The 21,927-nt window shown below is 67.8% G+C and carries 20 protein-coding genes; 8 read left to right on the top strand and 12 right to left on the bottom strand.

Features of this window, described 5'->3' with window-relative positions; all coding sequences use genetic code 11:
- Positions 1 to 31 precede the first annotated feature (31 nt).
- On the top strand, positions 32 to 1,375 hold the full coding sequence (locus JK364_RS16675) for a hypothetical protein (RefSeq protein WP_201851848.1): 1,344 nt from the start codon (positions 32 to 34) through the stop codon (positions 1,373 to 1,375).
- 376 nt (positions 1,376 to 1,751) lie between these two features.
- Here JK364_RS16675 and JK364_RS55300 read toward each other — a convergent pair whose 3' ends face one another.
- Positions 1,752 to 2,141 (bottom strand): hypothetical protein, encoded by a 390-nt coding sequence (locus JK364_RS55300; RefSeq protein WP_230992010.1) that lies wholly within the window; start codon positions 2,139 to 2,141, stop codon positions 1,752 to 1,754.
- A 424-nt stretch (positions 2,142 to 2,565) separates the two neighbouring features.
- Between JK364_RS55300 and JK364_RS16665 the strand changes: the two genes are divergently transcribed.
- Positions 2,566 to 3,324, top strand: a complete 759-nt coding sequence (locus JK364_RS16665) for a hypothetical protein (protein WP_201851847.1) — start codon at positions 2,566 to 2,568, stop codon at positions 3,322 to 3,324.
- Here JK364_RS16665 and JK364_RS16660 read toward each other — a convergent pair.
- Positions 3,281 to 6,871 carry an NACHT domain-containing protein gene (locus JK364_RS16660; RefSeq protein WP_201851846.1) on the bottom strand — a complete coding sequence of 1,197 codons (3,591 nt, stop codon included), beginning with the start codon at positions 6,869 to 6,871 and terminating at the stop codon, positions 3,281 to 3,283. The two genes, JK364_RS16665 and JK364_RS16660, sit on opposite strands and share 44 nt — an antisense overlap.
- 124 nt (positions 6,872 to 6,995) lie before the next feature.
- Here JK364_RS16660 and JK364_RS16655 point away from each other — a divergent pair, with 124 nt between their 5' ends.
- Positions 6,996 to 7,256, top strand: a complete 261-nt coding sequence (locus JK364_RS16655) for a hypothetical protein (RefSeq protein WP_201851845.1) — start codon at positions 6,996 to 6,998, stop codon at positions 7,254 to 7,256.
- A gap of 41 nt (positions 7,257 to 7,297) precedes the next feature.
- Here JK364_RS16655 and JK364_RS16650 read toward each other — a convergent pair whose 3' ends face one another.
- Positions 7,298 to 7,735 (bottom strand): cupin domain-containing protein, encoded by a 438-nt coding sequence (locus tag JK364_RS16650; protein ID WP_201851844.1) that lies wholly within the window; start codon positions 7,733 to 7,735, stop codon positions 7,298 to 7,300.
- A 528-nt stretch (positions 7,736 to 8,263) separates the two neighbouring features.
- Here JK364_RS16650 and JK364_RS16645 point away from each other — a divergent pair.
- From JK364_RS16645 to JK364_RS16635, 3 genes are read left to right on the top strand one after another with little or no spacing between them, the layout of a single operon-like run.
- On the top strand, positions 8,264 to 9,259 hold the full coding sequence (locus JK364_RS16645) for a methyltransferase (protein ID WP_307841303.1): 996 nt from the start codon (positions 8,264 to 8,266) through the stop codon (positions 9,257 to 9,259).
- Between the two features lie 45 nt (positions 9,260 to 9,304).
- Positions 9,305 to 9,970 (top strand): hemerythrin domain-containing protein, encoded by a 666-nt coding sequence (locus tag JK364_RS16640; RefSeq protein ID WP_201851842.1) that lies wholly within the window; start codon positions 9,305 to 9,307, stop codon positions 9,968 to 9,970.
- Positions 9,971 to 10,028: 58 nt separating this feature from the next.
- Positions 10,029 to 10,883: an LLM class flavin-dependent oxidoreductase gene (locus JK364_RS16635; RefSeq protein ID WP_201851841.1), complete on the top strand. Its 855-nt coding sequence runs from the start codon at positions 10,029 to 10,031 to the stop codon at positions 10,881 to 10,883.
- A 29-nt stretch (positions 10,884 to 10,912) separates the two neighbouring features.
- Here the strand turns inward: JK364_RS16635 and JK364_RS16630 are convergent, their stop codons facing one another.
- The 8 genes from JK364_RS16630 to JK364_RS16600 form a co-directional block, all read right to left on the bottom strand.
- Positions 10,913 to 11,500 (bottom strand): sigma-70 family RNA polymerase sigma factor, encoded by a 588-nt coding sequence (locus JK364_RS16630; protein WP_307841302.1) that lies wholly within the window; start codon positions 11,498 to 11,500, stop codon positions 10,913 to 10,915.
- Positions 11,501 to 11,683: 183 nt separating this feature from the next.
- Positions 11,684 to 14,560 (bottom strand): AfsR/SARP family transcriptional regulator, encoded by a 2,877-nt coding sequence (locus JK364_RS16625; protein WP_307841301.1) that lies wholly within the window; start codon positions 14,558 to 14,560, stop codon positions 11,684 to 11,686.
- Positions 14,544 to 14,672: a hypothetical protein gene (locus tag JK364_RS57010; RefSeq protein WP_269146252.1), complete on the bottom strand. Its 129-nt coding sequence runs from the start codon at positions 14,670 to 14,672 to the stop codon at positions 14,544 to 14,546. Before JK364_RS57010 ends, JK364_RS16625 begins: the two co-directional genes overlap by 17 nt.
- On the bottom strand, positions 14,669 to 15,973 hold the full coding sequence (locus JK364_RS16620) for a phthiocerol/phthiodiolone dimycocerosyl transferase family protein (protein WP_201851909.1): 1,305 nt from the start codon (positions 15,971 to 15,973) through the stop codon (positions 14,669 to 14,671). Before JK364_RS16620 ends, JK364_RS57010 begins: the two co-directional genes overlap by 4 nt.
- Positions 15,974 to 16,065: 92 nt before the next feature.
- Complete coding sequence (locus JK364_RS16615; RefSeq protein ID WP_201851839.1) at positions 16,066 to 16,755, bottom strand: GOLPH3/VPS74 family protein; 690 nt, start codon at positions 16,753 to 16,755, stop codon at positions 16,066 to 16,068.
- Between the two features lie 33 nt (positions 16,756 to 16,788).
- A complete protein-coding gene (locus JK364_RS16610; protein WP_201851838.1) occupies positions 16,789 to 17,490 on the bottom strand; it encodes a DUF3159 domain-containing protein in 702 nt (233 codons plus the stop codon).
- A gap of 163 nt (positions 17,491 to 17,653) precedes the next feature.
- Positions 17,654 to 18,322 (bottom strand): TetR/AcrR family transcriptional regulator, encoded by a 669-nt coding sequence (locus JK364_RS16605; protein WP_230992009.1) that lies wholly within the window; start codon positions 18,320 to 18,322, stop codon positions 17,654 to 17,656.
- Between the two features lie 355 nt (positions 18,323 to 18,677).
- A complete protein-coding gene (locus JK364_RS16600) occupies positions 18,678 to 19,274 on the bottom strand; it encodes a CGNR zinc finger domain-containing protein (RefSeq protein ID WP_201851837.1) in 597 nt (198 codons plus the stop codon).
- 91 nt (positions 19,275 to 19,365) lie between these two features.
- Between JK364_RS16600 and JK364_RS16595 the strand changes: the two genes are divergently transcribed.
- Positions 19,366 to 20,151, top strand: coding sequence for an MBL fold metallo-hydrolase (locus tag JK364_RS16595; protein ID WP_307841300.1), 786 nt, complete (start codon positions 19,366 to 19,368; stop codon positions 20,149 to 20,151).
- Between the two features lie 193 nt (positions 20,152 to 20,344).
- On the top strand, positions 20,345 to 21,391 hold the full coding sequence (locus JK364_RS16590; RefSeq protein WP_201851835.1) for a hypothetical protein: 1,047 nt from the start codon (positions 20,345 to 20,347) through the stop codon (positions 21,389 to 21,391).
- A 133-nt stretch (positions 21,392 to 21,524) separates the two neighbouring features.
- Here JK364_RS16590 and JK364_RS16585 read toward each other — a convergent pair whose 3' ends face one another.
- Positions 21,525 to 21,920, bottom strand: coding sequence for an arsenate reductase ArsC (locus JK364_RS16585; RefSeq protein WP_201851907.1), 396 nt, complete (start codon positions 21,918 to 21,920; stop codon positions 21,525 to 21,527).
- Positions 21,921 to 21,927: the final 7 nt, after the last annotated feature.

Genomic DNA, 21,927 nt, shown 5'->3' with positions numbered 1-21,927 from the left:
CCAGGCACATCGGATCACGAGGGGGAGCAGATTGAAGATCACGGCAGAAGTGCTGAGGGACCTTGCGGAGCCGTCCAACGTCGCGGTCCACTCGAACACGGAACTGGCCGGGGACGTGAGCATCGCGGCGGCGGACGACGACAAGCAGAGAGAGGAGAAGGAGCTCGACCGGCTTCGCCGGAAGCCTGGGCTGGACCCGATACCCGCAAAGGATCTCGGCCGACTCGCACAACTCACGCCCTGGGATGTGCTGCACTCTTTTGGACGGGCAATCACCTTGGCACGACGCGGAGCGGGACGCGGCCTCGCCGAGCACTGGGGCTGCCTGAAGTACAACCAAGCTCTGACCGGGAACGCGGACTCCTTCATGGCGCTCTCCGCCGAGGGCAAGGAGACCGCGGAGTACTACAAGGCGCTTCAGTCGGGAGAACTCGGCACCGGATTCGCGCTGGCTCTCGCTACACGGCTCCTGAGTAGGCGCTATCCAAACCACTTCGTCTCGATCGTGCCGGCTGACACAGCTCTGCGCGCAGGGTGGGCCTTAACCAGCAGGGACTCCGGTCCAAAGTCGGGTTACCGATACCGACCGCAGTTCTTCGCCGAAGTATGGAGGCCCGGCGAGCCCTCTCGCGTCTTCCCGATCGCTTGTAAGGGCAACCACAGCGGGCTCTCCGCCTCTCACACTCAGCTTGCCTCGGCTTCCGCCCACGTGGAGGCAGTGCACATCGGGGCGTGGGACGAGACACCGTGTCTGGTGTTCAGCACAGAACTCCCACTCGACGGCCCGCTGGCGGTTCACACCCTGGAGGCGGGTGGAGAGGGAGGTTGGCTGGACGCTCCGGAGCGCGTTCTTGATCACCCGTTGGAAGACGAAAACGTGTATCCCGGCATCCAGCCACCCTCGCAAAACGACAAGCCCGCGGAGCCCGAACCCGGCTATCACGTGAGTCCCGAACTGTACGGGTGGTTTCAACACGTGCTTGCCCACACAGCCGCAGCCGGCCTTACGGCCTTCGCTGGAGACACAAGTGCGACCGTCCAGTACCTGACGAAACGGCAAGGGCAACGACACTTCGCAAGGTTGACCCATGCGGCCACGGACAGCGTCCAGGACGCACGGCATCGGTTCTTCGGCATCGACTTCGTCGGCACCGACCATGTCTTCCGGCTCAACCGGAAGCGAGTCGAGGCGTTCTCCGGAGTCGCGGAAGATCTCTTCCGTCACCTTGAGGAAGGACGGGTGGAACAGTACCGCCGGGAAATCTACGCCCGCCGGTCCACATGGCCACGCGGCATCTGGGCCCCACGCTGGAACGGTCCCGTCTCCATCCATCCGGACGGTTCCGTACTGGCTATGCGCCTGCTGCGCGATTAGTCCACGTTAAACGTAAGCACAGGCGTCACTCTGCCCTTTCACGGGCGCAGCTCGTGGGTCTGATCCGGTCCACGGAACAGGCTCACGAGCGCCGGCACGGGGCTCACGCCTGGGCACCCCGCAGGGCTAGGCATCCGACCGAAGAGCCGTCTCCGCACCCGAACGCTGGTTTGTTGGCCCGACCTAGCCGACAGAGTGGATCCGTAATGCGACCACCGAACCAAGCCTGGACTCCATGCCGTCAAATCGGTCCCCACGCGGAACGGATTCAGCACACATGAGGCCAGGAAACCCCGCGAACACGTGAGAACTACGGAGGGGTGTTTTCCCAGACCAGGGGCCACACAGTCGACGTTTTCGCAGGTCACAGCTGCGCTCAGGGAAAACTCCTAAAGCGGGTGTCGCAGGTTCGAATCCTGCCGGGGGCACCATGCGTTAAGTCGCTGACCTGGAGTTTCTCCCTCAGGGAGGCGCCCTGTTCGGCCTCGGACTCCGCGTCCGGGGCCGTTTGCGTGAGCGGTGCGTGAGCGGACGGGGGGTAGATCTCCCGAAAATCTCCCAATGGATCAGCATCATCCGACACTGCCTCCGCGCCGGACTTCTCCGTGCCGTCGGCCTTCGACTCCGCGTCGGAAGCGGTGTCCTCGGAGGCGGCGAGTGCGCGCGCCACGAGCCGGGCCGCAGTCTCGGCCATCGCCAGGTCCGCCTCGGGGAGCAGGCTCGTGTACGCGTCCGGCGTGATGGTGATCGAGGAGTGGCCGAGCATCTCCTGGATGTCCTTCAGGTCGGCACCGGCCGCGTGAGCCAGAGTCGCGGCACCATGAATGACGGAGGTCGTGGAGCCGGGACCGGCGGGAGGCCGATCTCCTCCATACAGCTCGATGAACCGCCTCGTGACATTAACGGGGTGGAGCGGTTAGCCGTTCTCACGGGTGAAGACCCTTCCGGTTTCCACCCGTGGTCACTCCCGAACTCGCGCCGAGAGTCGAACCGCTGTACTGCGTTGCCCAAAACCTTCTCCCGGAAGCGGAGTTCCGCTGGGGACGCGGGCGCTGTTCCTCTGCGTCCTCTGCGCTGCGGCAGGTCTCGGGGTGGGCATCGGCGCGGGGTTCGCCACCAGGACCGAGGCCTTGGAGGAGCCCCCCGTCTGCTGGCTCCTGGCAATAGCGGTCACGCACGGGATCGTGTGGATGCCGGTCTTCGCGATCTGGCACATCACCCAACTGGGCAGCGACGATTCGCTCCTCACCGGCGCCACGGGGTTGTTCATGGGCACGGTGGGGGTCATATTCGCCGCGGGCTGGGCACGGCTCCGGCCCACCTACGCGCGCCCTCCGCTCCGCGATGCGTTCTGCACCGCAGCCGTGTGGGGAGCTCCCGCAGCCGTCACCGCGGCAGTAGTGGCCCACGGGATCCTCGGCTTGGAACGGCCTCTCCTTCTGGGCCTGTCGGTCGGAGGTGTATGCGCGGCTGTCCGGGCGCTGGGGGAATTGGCCCGTGACAGGCCCGAGGACATCGGAGAGCGCGAAGCCCGGGAAGCGCGGAGAGAGTGGTTGGAGGAGCTGGGCAGACCGGTGCCGGTGCGCCCTGCTCCGCGTCCGCTGCTCGACGATGCGGCCAACACCATGCTTGCTCTGTGCGCCGGCGGGATCCCGGTCCTGGCAGTCTGCTGCTGGGCGTTGAACGGCTTCGTGACAGAGCCCCCCGAAAGCTTCGCCGCCTTCATCGCCCCCTTCGCGAGGCTCGCCGCGGTCCTGGTCGCCGTGGCACTGGCGTCCGTTCTCAACGCCGTACGGCTGCGCTGCGGCGTATTCCTGGCGCTCACCCCCAGCCTGAGCCAGCTGATCGCAGCCCCGCGACTTGCGTATGGGGAATGGCAAGGCCGATCAGCGTGCGGGACGTGGCTCATTCCTGGGGAGTCGATAAAGGCCCGTCCGGGCCCTCAGTGAGCTGGGGATCTGCCGCAGCCAGCCAAGCGAGTAACTGGCCGAGTCGGAGACGGCGTGGAGAATGGGTATTCGGGTCTTCGATTAGCTCGCGCATCCAGCCTGCGGCTTCCTTGGTTGCCTCGGCTGATTGCAGATCCATCATCAGCCGGAGCTCCACCTTTTCCGGTGGACAGGGAAGGCTGATGAGATGCCGCCACAACTCCAGGGCGTAAGCACGCTCTCCGAGCGCGGCCAACCCTTGAGCGATATTGCATTTGTCCGTCCAGGAGAGTCCGGAATGCGTTTTCGTTGTCTCCAGGATGTACGGAAAAAATTCACGTCCGCCGACTAATACGAGCGCCCCTAGCGCAAGGACGACGTCTTCGTTCTTTACGGCTCCGAGCCCGATGAGTTCCCGTGCGAGGCGACAGACTGCGGCATCCGAGAGGGCAGATTCTGCACTTTGGTCGGAGCATGCGTCTAAGACGCCGGCCAGCCAGGAGCTGTTTACGTCCAAACCGGATGAACTTTCCCAGATGTTCTCCATCTGGATTGCCGCGTGGTGGCCCTCAATTTTGAGCAGCACGCTGGCCGCCTGCTGGTATCGAGCACGGGAGAGATTGGGAGTGCGCAGAGCTCTCTCGGCAAGTTCTCCTGCCTCCTGCCGTGCCCCTGAATTAAGGAATGTCTCTGCGGTTTCAGCCCTTGCGTAACCCTCAAGGTATCGGCCCCGGCCTATCCTCTCCATGACCGCCCCGACCCTGGTTGTGCCCTCGGCCGCCAGCCAGGCGGACACCACGCTACCGCCCTCGAAGGTGCCCCAACGGTGTGCGCCAAGTACGTTGTGGGCCCAGTCGGCGATCTCCGTTCCCTCCGAGAACGCGGCTACAGACTCCAGGAGAGCCGCTGGAGTGTCCAGGTCATGCCCCAAGTCCGCGCTGCTGTTCGCAAATGCCGCCATCACCGTGGAACGGCCCTCTGGACCCCGCACATTGGTCCATGTGCGAACTGCCGATCGCAAGGCCACGGCGTCGGGCGTATTCGATCCAAGCACCTCGCCCGCGATGCACGCAGCCGTCTCCGGCTCGCCGAGTTTTTCCAGTACCTCGGCGACGGTTGCCCTCCCCCGTTGATCAAATGGTGGGCGGCTGAGTGCCAGTTGCGCGACAATTTCCACCTCTGCAGGGCGCGCTTTTATCCAGGATTCCACGGCTCGCTTCAGATCGGCCGCTTTGGCTTGGGGGCTCTCTAACACTTTGCGGGCAACTTCCGCCGCTTCGTGTGGATGTTCAAGATGCTCAAGAGCAACGGCCGCCCGCGACAGCACGTAGATGGTTGTCGTTGGATTCTCTGCGAGAGCCTGGGCCCGCCGATGCACTTTCTCGCGTGCGCCCTCGCCAATTGAGCAGGCTACGTGTGCAGCCCGATGGATCGCTCCGTATATAGAATCCAGCAGCGAGCCGAGTAGCTGTTCTGCCGCATCTGCGTCGCCCGCCTGGCTGAACGCCTGAACCGCATGGAGTCGCAGCATGGGTTCCAGTATCTCCGATGCGGCCATGCGTTCCAGTCGCTGGAGAACGCCTGGCTGCCCACCCAGAGCCCCTAGCACCTCACATGCCTTCTCGCATTCATCGTCTTCCTCGTTGCGCGCGATGGCTTCAAGGCGATCGAGTATCAGTGCACGATTCACCTCTCCGAAGGGAACGCCTTCGGCCAGTAATAACCCCGCCAGCAACGGCCGATCATACCCTCCTGATGCGCCATGTAACAGGTGGTTCGCGATGCGGTCTGCCTCGCACTCCTTGCGCTCGGACCACATGCAAAAGAGAAAAATCGCGAAGGTTCGCTCGTCGTCTTTAAAGGCCCGTCGAATCCATTCCTCGACGTCCGAGAAATCCGGCGGGATCTCCAGCGCGTACGACTGTGCGGCAATGAATTCCGCGAAAGAATAATGCAGGAACCTATAGTCCCCTTCTTCGGTTACCAGTAGGCCCGTTCCCTGGAGAAACTCTCGGACATCTGCCTCCCAGCCCGCCAGCAGACGCTGCTCTTGGGAGTGTTCCCGCACCCAATTCAGAGCCGCCTCCGACAAGAGCTCCTCACCATTGAGGCGGCACTTGCCCAGTGCGCCCAAAATCTCAGCCTTGTGCTGGTCGAGCCACAGGTGAAACGAGCACCGTTCGGGATCATCGCGATAGCGCCGGTTCAGCTCGGTGCGGACTGTCGCGGCGCTCGCCCCGCGCGTCAACAGGTGTTCGCAGAAACGCTGGTAGAGACTGAGACGGCTGGTGGGCAGGGGGCGGGACCAGTCGACGGTGGCGTTCACGGCGGCGATCGTGGCGAGTAGGGGGTTGCGCACGAGTTCGCGCAGGCGGCCGTCCTCAGTCTCCTTCAGGAAGCGATCGGCCGCGGCCAGGGCTCGTTCCTTGTTGTCCTCGTACTGCGCCGCGAACCACTTGCCTGCGAAGTCCCGCAGCTCAGCTGCGTCGAAAGGCTCCATGCCATAGGCGCCGATGAGCGGACTACGCAGTGGTGCGAGTTCACCCTCGGGAAGCGGACGGCTGGTTACCATGAACCGGTAGTCGCTGCCGGCACGTGCGTGTTGGGCGATGGTGCGTATGACGTCCGAACGTGTGTCGCGATCGGCTATCTCGTCGAGTCCGTCCACCATGACCAGCCACCGCGCGCCCTGCACCCGACCGCCGAACAGGCCCGGATCGGGGTCCGCGACAAGGCTGCCGCCGAGGCTGCGGCGTGCCGCCTGGCCAAGCGCTCCGCTCCACGAGCCGCTCTGGTCGACGAGGGTCCGTGCCGCGATACGGATCGGGATGACGGGTTCGGAGATCGGTGCGTCAAGGCTGCTGTCCTGGCCCAGCCAGATCCTGGAGAGGGCCCACGCCACCTGGCTGGAGAGCGTGGACTTGCCCGCACCTGGCTCTCCCGTGATCAGTAGGTGCTCATGCCGTGCCAGCGCGTCCGGCACGGGCAGTAGGGAATCGAGGACTTGGCCGTCGTTGCCCCCGGCGTCCGTCATCCGCTGTGCGCTGTCATCGTCCGCCCGTACGCCCCCACGGTTGGAGCTGTCTCCCGTGTGGATTGAGGTGCGTATCCGCTGTCGTACGTACACCGCGGACAGCGGTGGCTCCTCGACCCCGAGCTTGTCGTACGGCAGCCGCTCAACGGCTCTGCTCTGCGCATCCATCAGATTACGCAGAGCGAGATCCGGCAGGGGTAACTCTGCCCAGGAGGTGAGGTGGGGCGTCTCGGCGGCGCGGCGGGCCGCGGCGGCCCGGTCCACTGCTTCCTTGGCCTTGGTCCACAACGGCACGACCTCAGCAGGATCACGCCGCAATCCGACGGCCAGCGCCCGGACGACTTCTAACTTGAGGAACCTGGAGGCACCGTGAATGCCGTACACAACGTTCTTGTGGGCGATCTCCGCGCGGACGACCGCGTTTGGGCTCTCGTACCCCGCGTCAGTCATCGCCTGGCGGAACCAGGCAGCTAACTCTTCGAGTTCTGGGTAGCGCTTCTGCCCGCCGTCCTTCGGTGGGCGTCCTCCGGCCATCAGTCCCCCACTGCGTCAGCGATCCGGTTTCCCGGAGTTTCTCCAGCCTAGATGGAAATCCGTGCCTGATTGGAGAGTTGAGGTATCGCCAACCGGCCACCACCTCGTACTCCGGGAGTTCGCCATGGGAACGCTGGACGCCCCGCACCCCGCTTTGCTTGCCGCACTCACCGCGCTGACCGCCATCGTCACGCTGCTGCGAACCTGGATCCGTCATCGCACCGCCGTGCGGGTGGAGGAGGAACACACACGGCGAGTGCGGATCGCCGTGGAAGGCTCCGCCAGGGGGCAACGAGCGGAAGTCGTCTGGGCCTGTGCGGAGTTGGAAGCCGCGTCATGGGAGGGGGCGGTCCGGCGGAGACTGCGGCCCGTCGAGAGAAGCTGATGAAGCTCAGAGCTCAGCCGCGCGCGCCCGAAACCGTTTGGCTACTGGAAGTCGCAGCCAGGGTTGGGGGCGTCCTCCGACAGTGGTGCACCATGAGGGAGGACATACAGCACGTTCAGGACGACCGGCGTGGTACCGAGGTTGCGCCCGATGTGCACTTGCTGGGAACCGGAGGGTTCAGTCAACGAACTGCCCGACTCGTAGGTGCCGTCGGACTCGCAAGTGGAGTCGAAGTGGCTGAGCGTTCCCTGCTCGACGTAGCCGTACAGAGTGCCGTCATGGAAGTGCCAGCCGGTGCTCTGACCGGCGGGGATGGTTATCTGGCGCAAGATGTAGTCCTTGCCGCCCACCGTTGTCTGCGAAATGATCTTGCCGGTCACACCGGGACCACTCGGTGTCGCCTCGGCCGTGGCGACGCCCACCAGCGTTGCTGTCGCGGCGACAGCCGCGATCACTCCAGCCCGTATGCGCTTGTTCATGTCGATGTCCTTCTTGCCGACGGTTCTCGCCCGCCGCAGAAGACGCGGCGTCGGCGAGCTGCCTGTGCGGCGCGGCCCCGGGCATGCCCGGAACCCACCTGTCAGTGACACGTAGGGCATGGCGACAAGGTTCAGTAGTGACGGTGGCAGCCATCTCGCCGGTGCTGGTCCGCCCCGTGGAGCGCCCCGCAACGAGCGGTGACGTGGGTCATACGGAATCCCGTGAACCACCCGCCTTTCGGCGCCGTGGCGGTGGGCCCTCGCCCTCGCCCTCGCCCTCGCCCTCGCCGCGGCAGGCCGTTGGGGTCTGCTGAGCGCGGCCCCAGCGGCGTCATTGAACCGCTCCCGGTGTCCATCCGTTCGTTCTCTGCATATGGCCGCTCCGCGCAATGGAGCGGCTCAGGGAGAGATGCCGTGGGCCACCGTCCGCCCCGGGGCTCTCCGGACTCACACCACTTCCGGGTCGAGGGGAATCACATGGCACTTTTCGAACATCCATTCGTTGCGGCTGGTTCCGCAAGTCCACCTGTGGGCGACACGGGACGGATGATGCAGATGATGACCGGCTACTGGGTCACCCAGGTGGTGCGGACCGCGGCCGAGTTGCGCATCGCCGACCATCTCCACCCGGGTGGGGCCACCGCGGCCGAGGTGGCCGCGTCGGAGTCGCTGGACCCCGACGCGACGTTCCGGTTCCTGCGGGCGTGTGCCTCGCTCGGGCTGGCGACGTCGACGGACGGGGAAAGGTTCGAGAGCACGTCCCTGCTCGGCACCTTGCGTACCGACAACCCCGACTCCCTGCGTGATCTGGCGCTGTGGGGTGGTGCCGAATCGCACTGGCTGCCCTGGGGGCGGCTGGCCGACGCGATACGCACCGGCACCACCCCGGCACGGGCCGCCCTCGGCGCGCCGTTCTTCGACTGGCTCGCCACCCGGCCCGGGGAGGCAGAGGTCTTCACCAACTCCATGACTGCCATGACTCACAACCTGGCCCATCAGCTGGCCGATGTGATCGACATCAAGGATGCCGAGGTCGCCGTGGATGTCGGGGGCGCCGGCGGAAACCTCGTCCAGACCCTGATGCGGCGGCATCCGGGACTGACCGGGATGGTGCTCGACCTTCCGCACGCGGGCACCGAGGCGGATGCCTCCGCCAAGAGTCTCGGCGTCACGGACCGGTTCAGCTTCGTGGGCGGCGACTTCTTCGACCAGGTGCCGTCCGGCGATCTGCACCTGCTGAAATTCGTCCTCCACGACTGGGACGACGACTCCTGCGTACGGATCCTGCGCAACTGCCGGGAGGCGCTTCGGCCCGGCGGACGGGTGCTGGTGATGGAGCTCCTGATCGACAAGGTCGGCAAGCCGGGTCTGGAGCCACTGATGGATCTGAACATGATGGCGCTGTCGACCGGACGGGAACGCAGCGCCGAGGAATTCGAGGCCCTGTTCCACCGAGCCGGTCTGGAATTCGTCAAGGTGTCGTCCTCCGCGTCCCTGGTCTCCGTGCTCGAGGCCGCGCGATGACTCCGCCCAGACCCGCCCCTTGACGCGCATACCGTAAGGAAGACCATGGCAAAGCAGAACACGCGGCCTGCGGACAGCAGGGACATGTACGCGGTTCACACCATGTTCCGGCGTGAGTTCGGTGCGCTGCCGGCGCTGATCCGTCGTGTTACGGCGCATGATGGGGCGCGGGCACGGATCGTCGCCGATCACGTCGCTCTGCTGGTCGATCTCCTGCATGTGCACCACCGCAGTGAGGACGACCACTGCTGGCCCAAGTTGGCAGGCAGGGGGCCACAGGACGTGGCGCCCATCGTCGAATTGATGCGGTCACAACACCAGGTCGTCGATGCGGCGCTCCAGGCCACGGAACGGCGGACCGCCGTGTGGCGGGCGTCGGCGACAGCGGAGGACCGCGACGCGCTCGCCGATACGATCGACGGAATGCTTCCACCGCTCGGCGAGCACCTCGAAGCCGAGGAGGAGCGGATGCTCCCACTCATCGACCGGTATCTGACCGCCGATGAATGGGCCGATGTCGGCAACAAGGGACTGGGCAACGTTCCCCGCGCGAAGATTCCCGTGTTGTTCGGAATGCTGCTGCGGGATGCCTCCGCCGAGCAGCGCGCCCTGTTCAAGGAAGCCGTCCCCACTCCGGTATTCACGGTGATGTCGAGGGTCGGCCCGATCGCCTTGAAGCGTTACCAGCGCAAGGTATTCGCCGCTCGGTGACAGGTGCGCACCGAAATCCGCGGCCACGTTTTCTGACGCGCAGTAAGGAGTCATGGATATGAAAATTGGTATTGGACTGCCCAATCAGGTGCCCGACATGCGCCCGTCGATCATCCCCGCGTGGGCATCACAGGCCGAGCGGGCGGGATTCTCGTCGCTCGGATCCATCGGCCGCGTCTCGTACCCGGGCCTCATGGACACCGTCGCACTCGCCGCCGCGGCCGGCGCCACCAGCACGATTGGGCTGATCAGCCATATCATGATCGCGCCGGCGTGGCCGGCGGTGCTCCTGGCGAAGGAAGTGGCCGGTATCGACGCGGTGTCCGGCGACCGTCTCACTCTTGGCATCAGCGTCGGCGGCCGTTCCGACGACTTCCTCGTGGACGGGCTGGGGCCACGCGACAGGGGCAAGCGACTCGACCGCGACCTCGAGGTCTACCGGAGCGTCTGGCGCGGAGAAGTCGTTGACGGCGCGTCGAATCCCCTGGTCCCCACCGGCACACGGGACGTGCCCCTGATGTTCGGCGGCTCGTCTCCCGCCTCCTTCGAGCGCATGGCGCGCTGGGGTGAGGGATACATCGGCCCGTCGGTGCCCGTGGGAATGGCCGCCCAGATGTTCGACGCGGCCGGATCCGCGTGGAAGAAGGCAGGCCGCGAGGGATCCCCGCGGCTTGTCGCCATCGCGTACTACGTGTTCGGCGATGCCGAGCGGGGACGGGCCAACGTACGGCACTACTACGGCGCCTCGGGTGAACAGGTCGTGGACATCGTCGACAGTGGCATCTGCGCCGGGCCCGACGCGGTGCGTGACGCGGTGCGGGCCTACGCGGAACTCGAAGTCGACGAGCTCATCTTCATCCCGGCGCTCGCCGACATCCATGAGGTGGGACGGCTCGCCGAAGTCGTCCGCTGAGCTTCGCCCGGGTCCTCGGTCCCTGTGCGTCACGCCGCGGACGAGTGCCGCAGCGCGGGCCTGTCGACGGCCTCGTCCTCGGCGCGCTCGGTGACGCCCATGGCCAGCCGCAGGGCACGTACCGCGTGGTGCGTTCGCGACTTGACGGTCCCCGGCGGGATGCCGAGCAACTGGCCCGCCTCGCGGGTCGATCGGCCCGAGTAGTACGTCTCGTACAGCACCTCCCGGTGCTTGGTGGACAGTTGCTGGAAAGCCTCCTTGAGAAGCAACGAGGAGAGCAGCCGGTCCACGTCGTCGGGCCCCGTCAGCGCGTCGTCCAGCCAGGTCCCGGCGCTGACCTCCTGAGGACGGGTCATGCGCGACCGGTAGTCGTCGATGACGAGGTTGCGGGCCACTCTGAACAGCCACGGCCGCAGCGACTGGCCGACGTCCAGGTCCTGCCTGCGCCAGCAGCGCAGCAGCGTCTCCTGCACCACGTCCTCGGCCCTGTGCCGGTCACCCCCCAAAAGACGCACCACGTACGCGTACAGAACACCTGCCTGCTCGTCGTAGAGCGTGCGCAGCGCACGTTCCCGGGTGCCCACCGCTCCTGAGGAACCCATCCTGGTCCAGCTCACGTTCGCACTTCCTTGTTCCGTGACCCTGCGGGGGTACAGGTCTCGGGGCCGATCTCGGTGCTCCCGATTCGGGGGAAGTGTTACGAGCGGGGTTCCACATCGCTTTGACGCTCGATTGACAGGTGGGTCCGCGGATTCCGCCGCCCGGGAAGGTCGCGCGGAGGTTTCGGCCTCACCCTGAGGTTATGCCGAAGAGTCCGGCCCACGTTCGTCCAGGCGGCGGAGCCTCTCCTGGATCTCCTCGGTGCGGGGATGGTCGAACTCCTGGAAGACCGCCAGGGCCTGTCGCCATCTGGTGCGGGCCGCTTCCGGGTCGCCCGCGGCCAGGAGGGTGCCGCCGAGGTGGTCGAGGGTTTCGCCCTCGTTCCAGCGGTTGCCGATGTCCCGGAGCGCTCCGAGGGCCTGACGGTAGTGCTGGATCGCGTCGTCGTGGCGGTGGAGCCGGTGGTGGACGGTGCCGAGGATGTCGAGTGTGACGCCTTCGCCCCAGCGGTTGCCGCCGGCGCGCAGGATGGTCAGCGACCGCTCCAGATGGTCGATGGCCTCGTCGAAGCGGCCGAGCCGCTGGTAGATGTCGCCCAGTTTGGCCAGGGCGAGGCCCTCTCCCCAGGGGCTGCCGTGCGCCCGGTCGAGGACGAGTGAGCGGCGGATGTATTCGGCCGCCTTGTCGAGTCGGCCGAGCTGGAGATACGTGTTGCCCAGGTTGCCCATGGCCTGGGACCTGCCGGGGGTGTCCCCGAGCTCCCGGCAGAGGGTCATCGCCTGTTTCAGGTGGTCGATGGCCTCGTCGAAGCGGCGGGTCACGGTCAGTGCGACGGCCAGGTCGTTGAGGCTCCATGCCTCGCCCACGCGGTCGTGGGTGTCACGGGCGGTGTCGAGTGCGCTCTGGACGGTGTCGAGCCAGTCGTGCAGATGGGCACGCAGATAGAAGAATCCCCACAGGGCGGCGGCGAGTTGCCAGGCGAGGCGGGGCCGGGAGGACGCGGCGGCCTGGTGCACCGCGGCGACGAGGTTGGGGCGTTCGGCCTCGCACCAGGTGAGGGCTTCGTCGTGGCTGGTGAAGGTCAGGGGCCGGCAGCCGGGAGGCGGTGGCTGGAGGGGGATCCGGCGGCGGTGGGGGGCGAGGTGGGAGTAGGCGGCGCCGGCGGTGTGCAGGTACCAGCACAGGAGCCGTTCGGTGGCCCGGTCCCGTTCTTGTGGTGTCTCTTCGGTGGCGATGCGTTCGGCGGCGTAGGCACGCAGCAGGTCGTGCAGGGTGTAGCGGCCCGGTGAGTGTTCGGTGAGCAGATGGGCGCGAGTGAGTTCCGCGAGGAGACCGCGGGTCTCACGGAGGGGAAGCCCGGCGAGGGCGGCGGCGGCGGGTGCGGAGATGTCCGGGCCGGGGTGGAGGTCCAGCAGGTGGAACAGCCGGGCGACCGGAGCGGACAGAGCCTCGTACGACGAGGAGAAGACGGCTCGTACGTCCGTGGTGGGCTCGCCCCCGGCGAACGCGTCAAGGCTGCCCCGGCTGTCGCGCAGCTCCCCGGCGATGGCTTCGAGCGGGAATCCGGGGCGGGCGGTGGCGCGGGCGGCGATGATGGCGAGGGCCAGGGGCAGCCGGGCGCAGCGTGTGATGATCTCGTCCGTCGCTTCGGGTTCCGCCGCCAGGCGTGCGGCGCCGACCCGGCGCACCAGGAATTCATGAGCCTCGGCCCACGTCAGCGGGTTCAGCGTCAGCGGACGCGCCCCCTCGTTGACGATCAGGCCGGTGAGCTGGTTGCGGCTGGTGACGATGGCCAGGCAGCCGGGTGAGGCCGGGAGCAGGTGGCGGACCTGTTCGGTGTCGCGGGCGTTGTCGAGGAGGAGGAGCATCCGCCGGTTGGCGAGCAGGCTGCGGTACAGCGCCGCCTGGACGTCGCGGTGGGCGGGTATCCGCTGCGAAGGCACGCCGAGCGCGTCGAGGAAGACGCGGATGGCCTCCCCGCTTGGCATGGCCGAGCCGGTCGGGTCGAAGCCGCGCAGATTGATGTACAGCTGTCCGTCGGGGTAGCGGTGGGCGAGCCGGTGGGCCAGGTGCACGGCCAGGGTGGTCTTGCCGACGCCCGCCATACCGCCGATCGCGCTGATCAGCACCGTGGCCGGAGGCGTCCCGCCGCCCGGTAACAGGGCCTGGATCTGCCTCAGTTCGGCTTGCCGGCCGGTGAAGGTGGCCAGTTCGGCGGGTAGCTGTGCGGGGCGGACCATATGCCCGGCGGCCAGCGGCACCCACGGCTCGGCCTCCGTCTCCGGTGGGGTGGGGTCCAGTGTGGGGTCGGCGGTCAGGATGCGGCCGTGGAGCTCCTGCAGTGACGCACTGGGGTTGATGCCCAGTTCGGCCACCAGGGTGCCGCGCGTCCTGCGGTAGACCGCCAGCGCCTCGGCCTGCCGCCCGGACCGGTACAACGCCAGCATGAGAAGGCGGCACAGCCGCTCCCGCAGCGGATGCTCACCGGTCAGCGCGGCCAACTCGGCGATCACCTCACTGTGCCGCCCCAGCCGGACCTCGGTATCCAGCCGGGTCTCCAGCGTGGCCAGCCGCTCCTCGGCCAGCCGGGAACGCTCGGCCTCGGCCAGCGGACCGGGAAGACCGGCCAGCGGTGTCCCCGCCCACCCGTCGAGCGCGGCCCGCAGCAGATCCGCGGCGGCCGACATCGCACCCATCGCCCGTAGCTTCTTCGCCTCGGCGACCCGCTGCTCGAACACATCCAGATCCACCGAACCTTCCGGTACCCGCGCCAGATACCCGTCCGCGGCCGAGACCAGCACCCGCGGGGGCTCACCGGCGTCACGCCCCGGCTCCAGTACCTTGCGCAGCCGCGACGCATAGGTGCGCAGCACGGACACAGCCGCCGGCGGCGGCTCATCGCCCCACACGGCGTCCACCAGTTCGGCGACCGTAACCGGCCGCCCGGGCCGCAGCAGCAACGCGGCCAGCACCACGCGTTGCTGCGGCGAACCCAGATCCAGCTCATGTGCCCCACGCCACGCCCTGACCGGCCCCAGCACCGCGAAACACAAGGAATCCTCACGGTCCGCTTTCACGGCATGGGTCCGCGCGGCGGCCGAGGTGGTCGTCGGTGATATCGGTGGCATCGGTGGCATCGGTGGCATCGGTGACATCGGTGACATCGGTGACATGGATGGACACGCTCATCCGTGAGGTGATTCGGCGCATGCTTCGGCCAGTACGGCGCCTATCTCCGGGACGAGCCCGGCGACAGGATCGTGGGTGAGCTCTGTCATCCGCAGCCGCCCGCCGACCGTGACGACACCGAGAATGTGCTCGCCTCGCAGCTGGGTGATCTGTGCGGGGCCCCACAGAGCGGAGAGCCCGCTCGGGCTCTGCCGACTCGGGTTCTGCCGACCCGGGCTCTGCCCGCTCGGGTATGCCACTCCGAGGTTGGTGATCTGGATGTCGGCCGCGGTGGCGGCGGACATCATGGCCTCGGCGTCACCGGGGCTCGATGGGGCATGCTGTGCGAGAGCCGCGGCACCGGCCTGCAGCGCGGCCGGTGTGCGCTGAAGGGCAAGCGATGCGCGGGTACGGCGGGAGAACCCCCAGAAGTCTTTCGCGTCGTGCGCGGCGCTTCCCGTCCGGACGCCCGTGAACCGGTTCACCACCTCGTCGGGCAGTCCGACCGCACGGCGCAGGTCCACCGGGGTCAGCACCCGCACGAACTCGCGTCCTCGCCGGTGGAATACCACCGTGGCGGCGGCGCAGAGCGCGGCGTGCACGGACGTGCCCTCCTGGCGGCAGCGGCGGACCAGCCGCGTGGTCAGTCCCCGGTCCAGGGCGAGAGTGTCGACGTGCGGTGTACGCCCGGAGAACGGCGTGAGCTCGCCGACGGCGCCCATGCGCTCGTCATCGTCCAAGGGCGGGCCGGCCGTGGCGTCGCCGGCGTCCGCCGTTCGGCCGAGGTGGGCCGCTCCGTCGAGGTGGGCCGCTCCATCGAGGTGGGCGAGGAGGTCCTCCTGTACGTGTGGAACGTCGCCCGGCGGCGTCAACTCCTCCCCGTCCAGGGCCGCCACCAGGTCCAGCAGGGCCCGCAGACCGCCGACACCGTCGGTGATCTGGTGCGCGAAGGTGAGCACTATGGCGCAGCCCGGCTCTTGTGGGACGAGCACGGCGCGCGCCAGGGGCCCCGGTGCCGGGGGGATCGGCCGCGTCTGCTCGACGGCGACGACGGATTGCCACGGAGTGCCATCGGCGGCCACTTCGAGGGGGATCGCGCCTTCGGACACCCGGTACACGGCCTCGGGCGCGGCGCGGTCGACCGCGACCCCGAGCAAGGGATGCCGATCCTGGAGCGTGGCCAGCGCCGAAGCCAGCACGCCCGCCGGCACCGGGCGGTCCATCTCGGCGACCAGGGAGAACTGGAGCGGATTGCGGTGCATGTAGAAGTCAATGGTCCGTTCGCAGGCACCCAGCGGTCGAACGACGCGGCCTTGGCTCATGGTCACCCTCGTGGCTCTTTCGTGCTGTGGATGTGAGACGGCTCGGGTCACGGTGTGGGAGGCGCCTTCCCGCTCCGGCGTGTGGTCGGTGCTCATGTGCCCCAGCCGCCTCCGACGGCCCTGCTCGACAGGTACGAGTCGCGCAGCGCCTTGCGCAGACCGGGCACGGCGTCGTCGAAATGTGCGGCGAGGCCCTTGAGCGCCTGCCCGTGCTCCCGGCGTTCCTTGCCGGAGAACACACTGGTCACCTCCACCTCGGCCGCGAACACGGCCATGGTCAGCTCCTCCATCGGGACCGCCGCCGGATCGGGCCCGCGGAGCACGGCGTCGCGTACCCGCTCCTGAAGGGCGAGTACCGGCCGTGGATCGTTGACGGTGACCCGGTCGACGGCGACCAGCCCCAGCCGCCTCTCGCGCCGGATCGTGACCACACCCGCCGCGGCGAGCTGCTCGCGGATGGGCTTCTCCGCGGTGTGGGCCTTGTTGTGGACGAGCGAAAGCCAGCCCTTGGGCTTCTCCGCGGGTACGTCGCGCCATACCTCGGCCAAGAAGGGATCGCTCGGCGGCTCGGCGGGCAGCCGGACGGCCTTCTTTCCCTCGGCGCCGAGCAGCCCGTCGAGGGTCAGCACGGTCAGTGCCGCGGCGCGCAGCAACTGGCCGCGGCCCTGGAGATTGGTGAGTTCGAACTTTTCCTTGTCCACGGTGTAGCAGAGCAGGAACAGGCTCTGGGGCAGGGACTGGCTCTGGGGCAGGGACTGGCTCTGGGGCAGGGACTGGCCCATTTCTCTCCTCAGGGCTCCGAAAGGGGTCGTCGATCAGGCCGGTCGCGCGGGCCGCGGTCCGGCCAGGGCCTTGAGTCGCGTGCCCGAGCGGCGGCCCGCCCACAGCACGACCAGGAAGGCCAGAGCGAGCAGGGGGTAGCCCATCGCGATCTTGGCGAAGGCGAGCCAGCCGGTGGCGTCCTTGTCGTAGAGCCACTGCTGTACGGCGACCCGGAGGGCGAAGACGCCCACCAGAGTGAGGGTGGCAATGTCGTAGTAGTGGCGCGAGGGCTTGTCCTTGAGCCAGTCGGTGCCGGTGCCGTTGAGCGAGCCCCAGACGATTCCGGCCAGCGGCCGGCGTACGAGGACCGAGAGCAGGAAGAGCACGCCGAGTGCGAGGTTGCTCCAGATGCCCGTCAGGAAGAAGCCCTTGGCCGATCCCGTCTTCCAGGCGACGAACGAGGCGACGGCGACGCCGAACAGGCCGGAGAGCGCGGGCTGGATCGACTCCTTGCGCACCAGGCGCAGCACGGAGATGGCCAGGGAGACACCGAAGGCGGTGCAGATGGCGGCGGTCAGCCCGTAGGAGGCGTTGGCGAGCACGAAGGCCACGACCGGCAGCATCATGTACACCAGACCCGTGGTGCCGCCCATCTGCTCCAGCGGTGTCTGCTTCGCCTTGCGCCCCGGGGGCCTGCCCGGTCCGTGCGGGTCGGGCGCCGGGTCGGCGGAGCGTAGGGGCTGAGGTTCAGTCATGCGAAATCACTCATCAGGTAGGCGTTGGTCTGTAGGGCTGCGTCCGCGCCTGCTTACGGGGATGGTGTTCTTGGGACACCGGTTGCTTTCGTGCTCCCCCGACCGCCCGACCGCCCGGACACCCGGACGACGGACGAGGAAACGGCCGGCCGCGAGGTGAACGTCAGGCGACGGGGTCGCCGACGACTCCGCCGGTGGCCGTGCGGATCGCATGGGCGAAACGCCGGGAGACGGCCACCACGTCGGTGAACTCCGTGACGTCCGCGCCGGCGAGGACGGCGGCGCCGATGTGCTCTTCGAGGACCCGCACGGCCGCGGCGGCGGCCGCCGCGTGCTGCCGCACCTCCAGATCACCGGCCGGGCGCTCAAGACGGTCGGCGATGATCGCGCACAGCTCCCGTTCCTTCTGGTCGCAGGCCATCAGCCACGCCGTGCGGAGCGCCGGTTCGGTGTCGGCGAGCCGGATCATCTTCATCGCGAGAATGTCGTCGGCAAGATCGACGGGGAGCTTCTCTTTATCGTCCCGTAAGCCGGCCAGTTCCGTGGCCAGATGGTCTTCGAGGGAGCTCTGCCGGGGCCAGCTGCGCAGCACGCTCATCAGGGTGACGATGCCCTGCATGACGATCGGCTCGGCACAGCTCTCCTTACTGCGGAAGTGCCGCCAGATGGTGCGCGTGGACAGGCCCACGGCCTCCGCGATCTGATCGCCGCTCGTGGCGGCCACTCCCTGCTCCCAGAACAGACGCGCCGCCTCCCGCGAGATCTCCAGCCGCAGTCGCGTACGCCGCCGCTCACTCATCCCTCCTCCGTCGCGCTTCTGCGTCGTGGCCATGGCACCTCGTCTCCTCCGAGCGTCTCTGAACGACAGAATGTCACTAAGTGACGCGGAGGGCAAGTTGCGAGGGCCCAACCCCCTCGGTTCGGCCGTCGACTTGAGCTACTCGGGACCGCCGAGCAGGCCCGAATCATCGTCGCGACTGCCCCGAACGCTACGGATCCCGCGCCCCGGAGTCGTCCCCACACGGCGGTCACCCGCGCGTGGCTCGCAGGAGGGACAGCCTCCGCAAGGTCCCCCTGGCCAGCGACCCCCACAAGGTCCCTCTGGCCGGCGACCTCCACAAGACCCCTCTGACCGGCGACGATCCGTCAGGACCCGGGGCGCCGACAGCGAACGACGCCGCCGGGACTCACACCCCGGGCTGGGTGCGGCGGGCGTAGGCGCGGGCGGCGCGGGCGCGGTCGCCGCAGCGGGTGGAGCACCAGTGACGACGGCCGTGGCGGAGCAGGTAGCGATTACAGGGGGTGGAGCCGCATGCGGTGAGACGTTCGGCGTCCGGGCCGGTGAGGAGGTCGGCGGCGTCGGCGGCGACGGTCGCCAGGGCGTGGTCGACGATCGCGGTGGTGGGGTGGGGGGTTGTGCGGTAGGGGCCGGTCCGGTCATCCCATCGCAGGAGCGGGGCCGTGGGGACGCGGGTCATCGCGTCGTTGATGGCCGAGACAGCGGCGGGCAGAGCGGGGAGCCCCGCGGCGCGGGAGGCGAACAGCGACCTGATCTGCTCGCGGAGCGAGCGCACCTGCGTCGCACACATTTCCATCATGCCGGCGTCGACCGGGGCGAGGCCGCGCTCCGTCAGCCAGCGATTGACCTGCGCGGGAGCCGCCAGGAGATCGACCGTATACCCGCCGGCCATGGCAATGGCGCTGTTGGCGAGGGCAAGGGAGAGGTGCTCTTCCTCGCCCGTCGCGGGCGGCAGGGCCGGTTCTTCCATCACGGGCTCCTTCATGATTCTCATGGTACGGCTTGCATGTATCCGTGAGAAGTGCCTACAGTCACCTCACGGTTCAATCGGATCTATCCGTGAGGTGTTGTTTCCCGTGACCGCTCTCCACGCAACCGACCAGTTCCCGGTCCGGACCCTCGGCGGCCCGACCGCCCTTTTCGAGTACGGCGGCCTGCGGTTCCTGACCGACCCGACGTTCGACGGCCCCGGCGACTACGGGCGGCCCGGCCGCACCTTGACCAAGACCGCCCCCGCCACCGCCACCCCCGCCGACCTCGGCCCCATCGACGTCGTCCTGCTCTCGCACGACGAACACCCCGACAACCTCGACACCTCCGGCCGGGCCCTGCTCGCCGACGTCCCGCTCACCCTCACCACCCCCGATGGCGGACAACGCCTCGGGGAGAAGGCCAAGGGTCTGGCCGACTGGGAGTCCATCGAGCTGAAGCGTCCCGACGGTGGCACCGTGCCGGTGACCGGCGTGCCCGCCATCCATGGGCCCGGAAGGCACGAGGAGGTCGAACCGGTCACCGGCCAAGTCGTCGGCTTCATCCTCACCGGGGAGGGGCTGCCCACGGTCTACGTCAGCGGCGACAACGCCTCGCTCGACGCGGTCGAGCAGATCGCCCAGCGTTTCGCCCCGGTGGACACCGCCATCCTCTTCGCCGGAGCCCCCCGCTTCCCCATGCTCTTCGACGGCGCGCTGATCGTCCTGGACAGCGCCCAGGCCGCCGAGGCCACCCAGATCCTCGGCGCCCGCCGCGTCGTTCCGGTCCACTACGACAGCTGGGCCCACTTCACCGAGGGCCGTGACCAACTGAAAGCCGCCTTCACCACCGCCGGCCTGGCCGACCGCCTGGACTGGGGCCGGCAAGCCTGAGCCGTCCGGCATCGCGGAGGGCCTTGCGAGGACCGGACCCGTTTGGCGGCACACCAGGTGAGGGCCCGATCACGTGTAGTTAGAAAGAGAACGTCATCTTGCCATCCCGGTCGACCAGCATGGCCGCTGACCAGCATGGCCGCTGGGTGCCGGTGATGCACCGCTTCACTCCAGTGCTGAGGAAGGCGTAACGATGAGGTTCATTTCGCGGTCCGGCGCCATGACCGTCGCGGTCGGTGCGGGACTCTCCCTCGCGGTCCTGCCGACCGGACCGGCCAGCGCCGCCGACGACATCCAAGTGCGGTGCAACGACATCCCCGGCCTGGTGAACGCCATCAACCAGGCCAACACCAACGGCGCCCACATCACCCTCGCACCCCGCTGCACCTACACACTGACCACACCCGACAACCCCGACGACGGACTCCCCGAGATCACCGGGGACGTGACCATCTCCGGCAACGGCTCCACCATCCGACGCGACCCGGACGCCACGGAAAACTTCCGCATCTTCCACGTCGTATCCGGTGGCACCCTCACCCTGAAGTCACTCACGGTCAGCGGCGGCGACATCGCATCCACCGGAGGGGGCGCCCTGGTCGAGCAGGGCACACTGAACCTGAACGACACCGTCTTCAAGGACAATTCCGCAGCCACCGGTGGTGGCGTCTCCAACGACGGTGGGCAGCTCAACCTGGACCGCAGCATCGTCGAACGCAACACCGCAACCGGCTTCGGCGGCGGAGTCGCCAACGACGGTGGCGGCACGATGACGATGAAGCGCGGGTCCCTGCTCAAGAACCGGTCGGCCATCAACAACGGTGGCGGTTTGGAGAACATCGGGGGGACCGCGACCCTGGAGTCCGTATCGGTCAGGGGCAACACCGCCATGAGTGGTGGCGGCATCCGCAACCTGAACGGCTCCACCCTGAATCTGAAGTCGACCACCCTCAAGGACAACATCGCCGTGAGAGGTGGGGGCCTTTCAAACCTCGCCAGTCCCGCCACATTGGTCGACAGCCTGGTCACCCGCAACACGGCGATCACCGCCGGCGGCGGCATCGACAACCAGTCGAACGGCCAGGTCACCCTCACCAACACCAAGGTCATCGACAACACCCCGGACAACTGCGCCCCCGAAGGCAGCGTCCCCGGCTGCACCAACCCCACCACCACCGCCATCGACCCGCCCACCACACAGGAACTCCTGCCCGACGACGACATCAAAGACCCTAAGTAAGCCGCCCACCACGAAGACCAAGAGGGGCGGGACCCACATACCGGGTCCCGCCCCTCTGCGCGCCCCTCGCCAGAACCTCATCAGCGTGCTCGGCCGTCAGGCCGGTGATTGCGGATCGTCTCGGCGTGAAGGGTCACCCGCGGCCTCCAGTCGTGAGTTCGCTGACGAGGCCCTCAATGCGGGCCCGGATCTCGTCACGGATCGGCCGTACCGCGGCGACGCCCTGCCCGGCCGGATCGTCGAGCTTCCAGTCCAGGTAGGTCTTGCCGGGGAAGTAGGGGCAGGCGTCGCCGCAGCCCATGGTGATGACCACGTCCGAGGCTTGCACGGCCTCGGCGGTCAGCACCTTGGGGATCTCCGCGTCGATGTCGATGCCGACTTCCGCCATGGCTTCCACCACGGCGGGGTTGACGTGCTCGGCCGGTGCCGAACCGGCGGAGCGGACTTCGACGCGGTCGCCGGCGAGGTGGGTGAGGAAGGCGGCGGCCATCTGGGAGCGGCCCGCGTTGTGGACGCAGACGAACAGCACGGACGGC

It is taken from the genome of Streptomyces endocoffeicus (assembly GCF_016741935.1).
Taxonomy (GTDB): Bacteria; Actinomycetota; Actinomycetes; order Streptomycetales; family Streptomycetaceae; genus Streptomyces; species Streptomyces endocoffeicus.
This window is presented reverse-complemented; position numbering and strand designations above follow the sequence as displayed.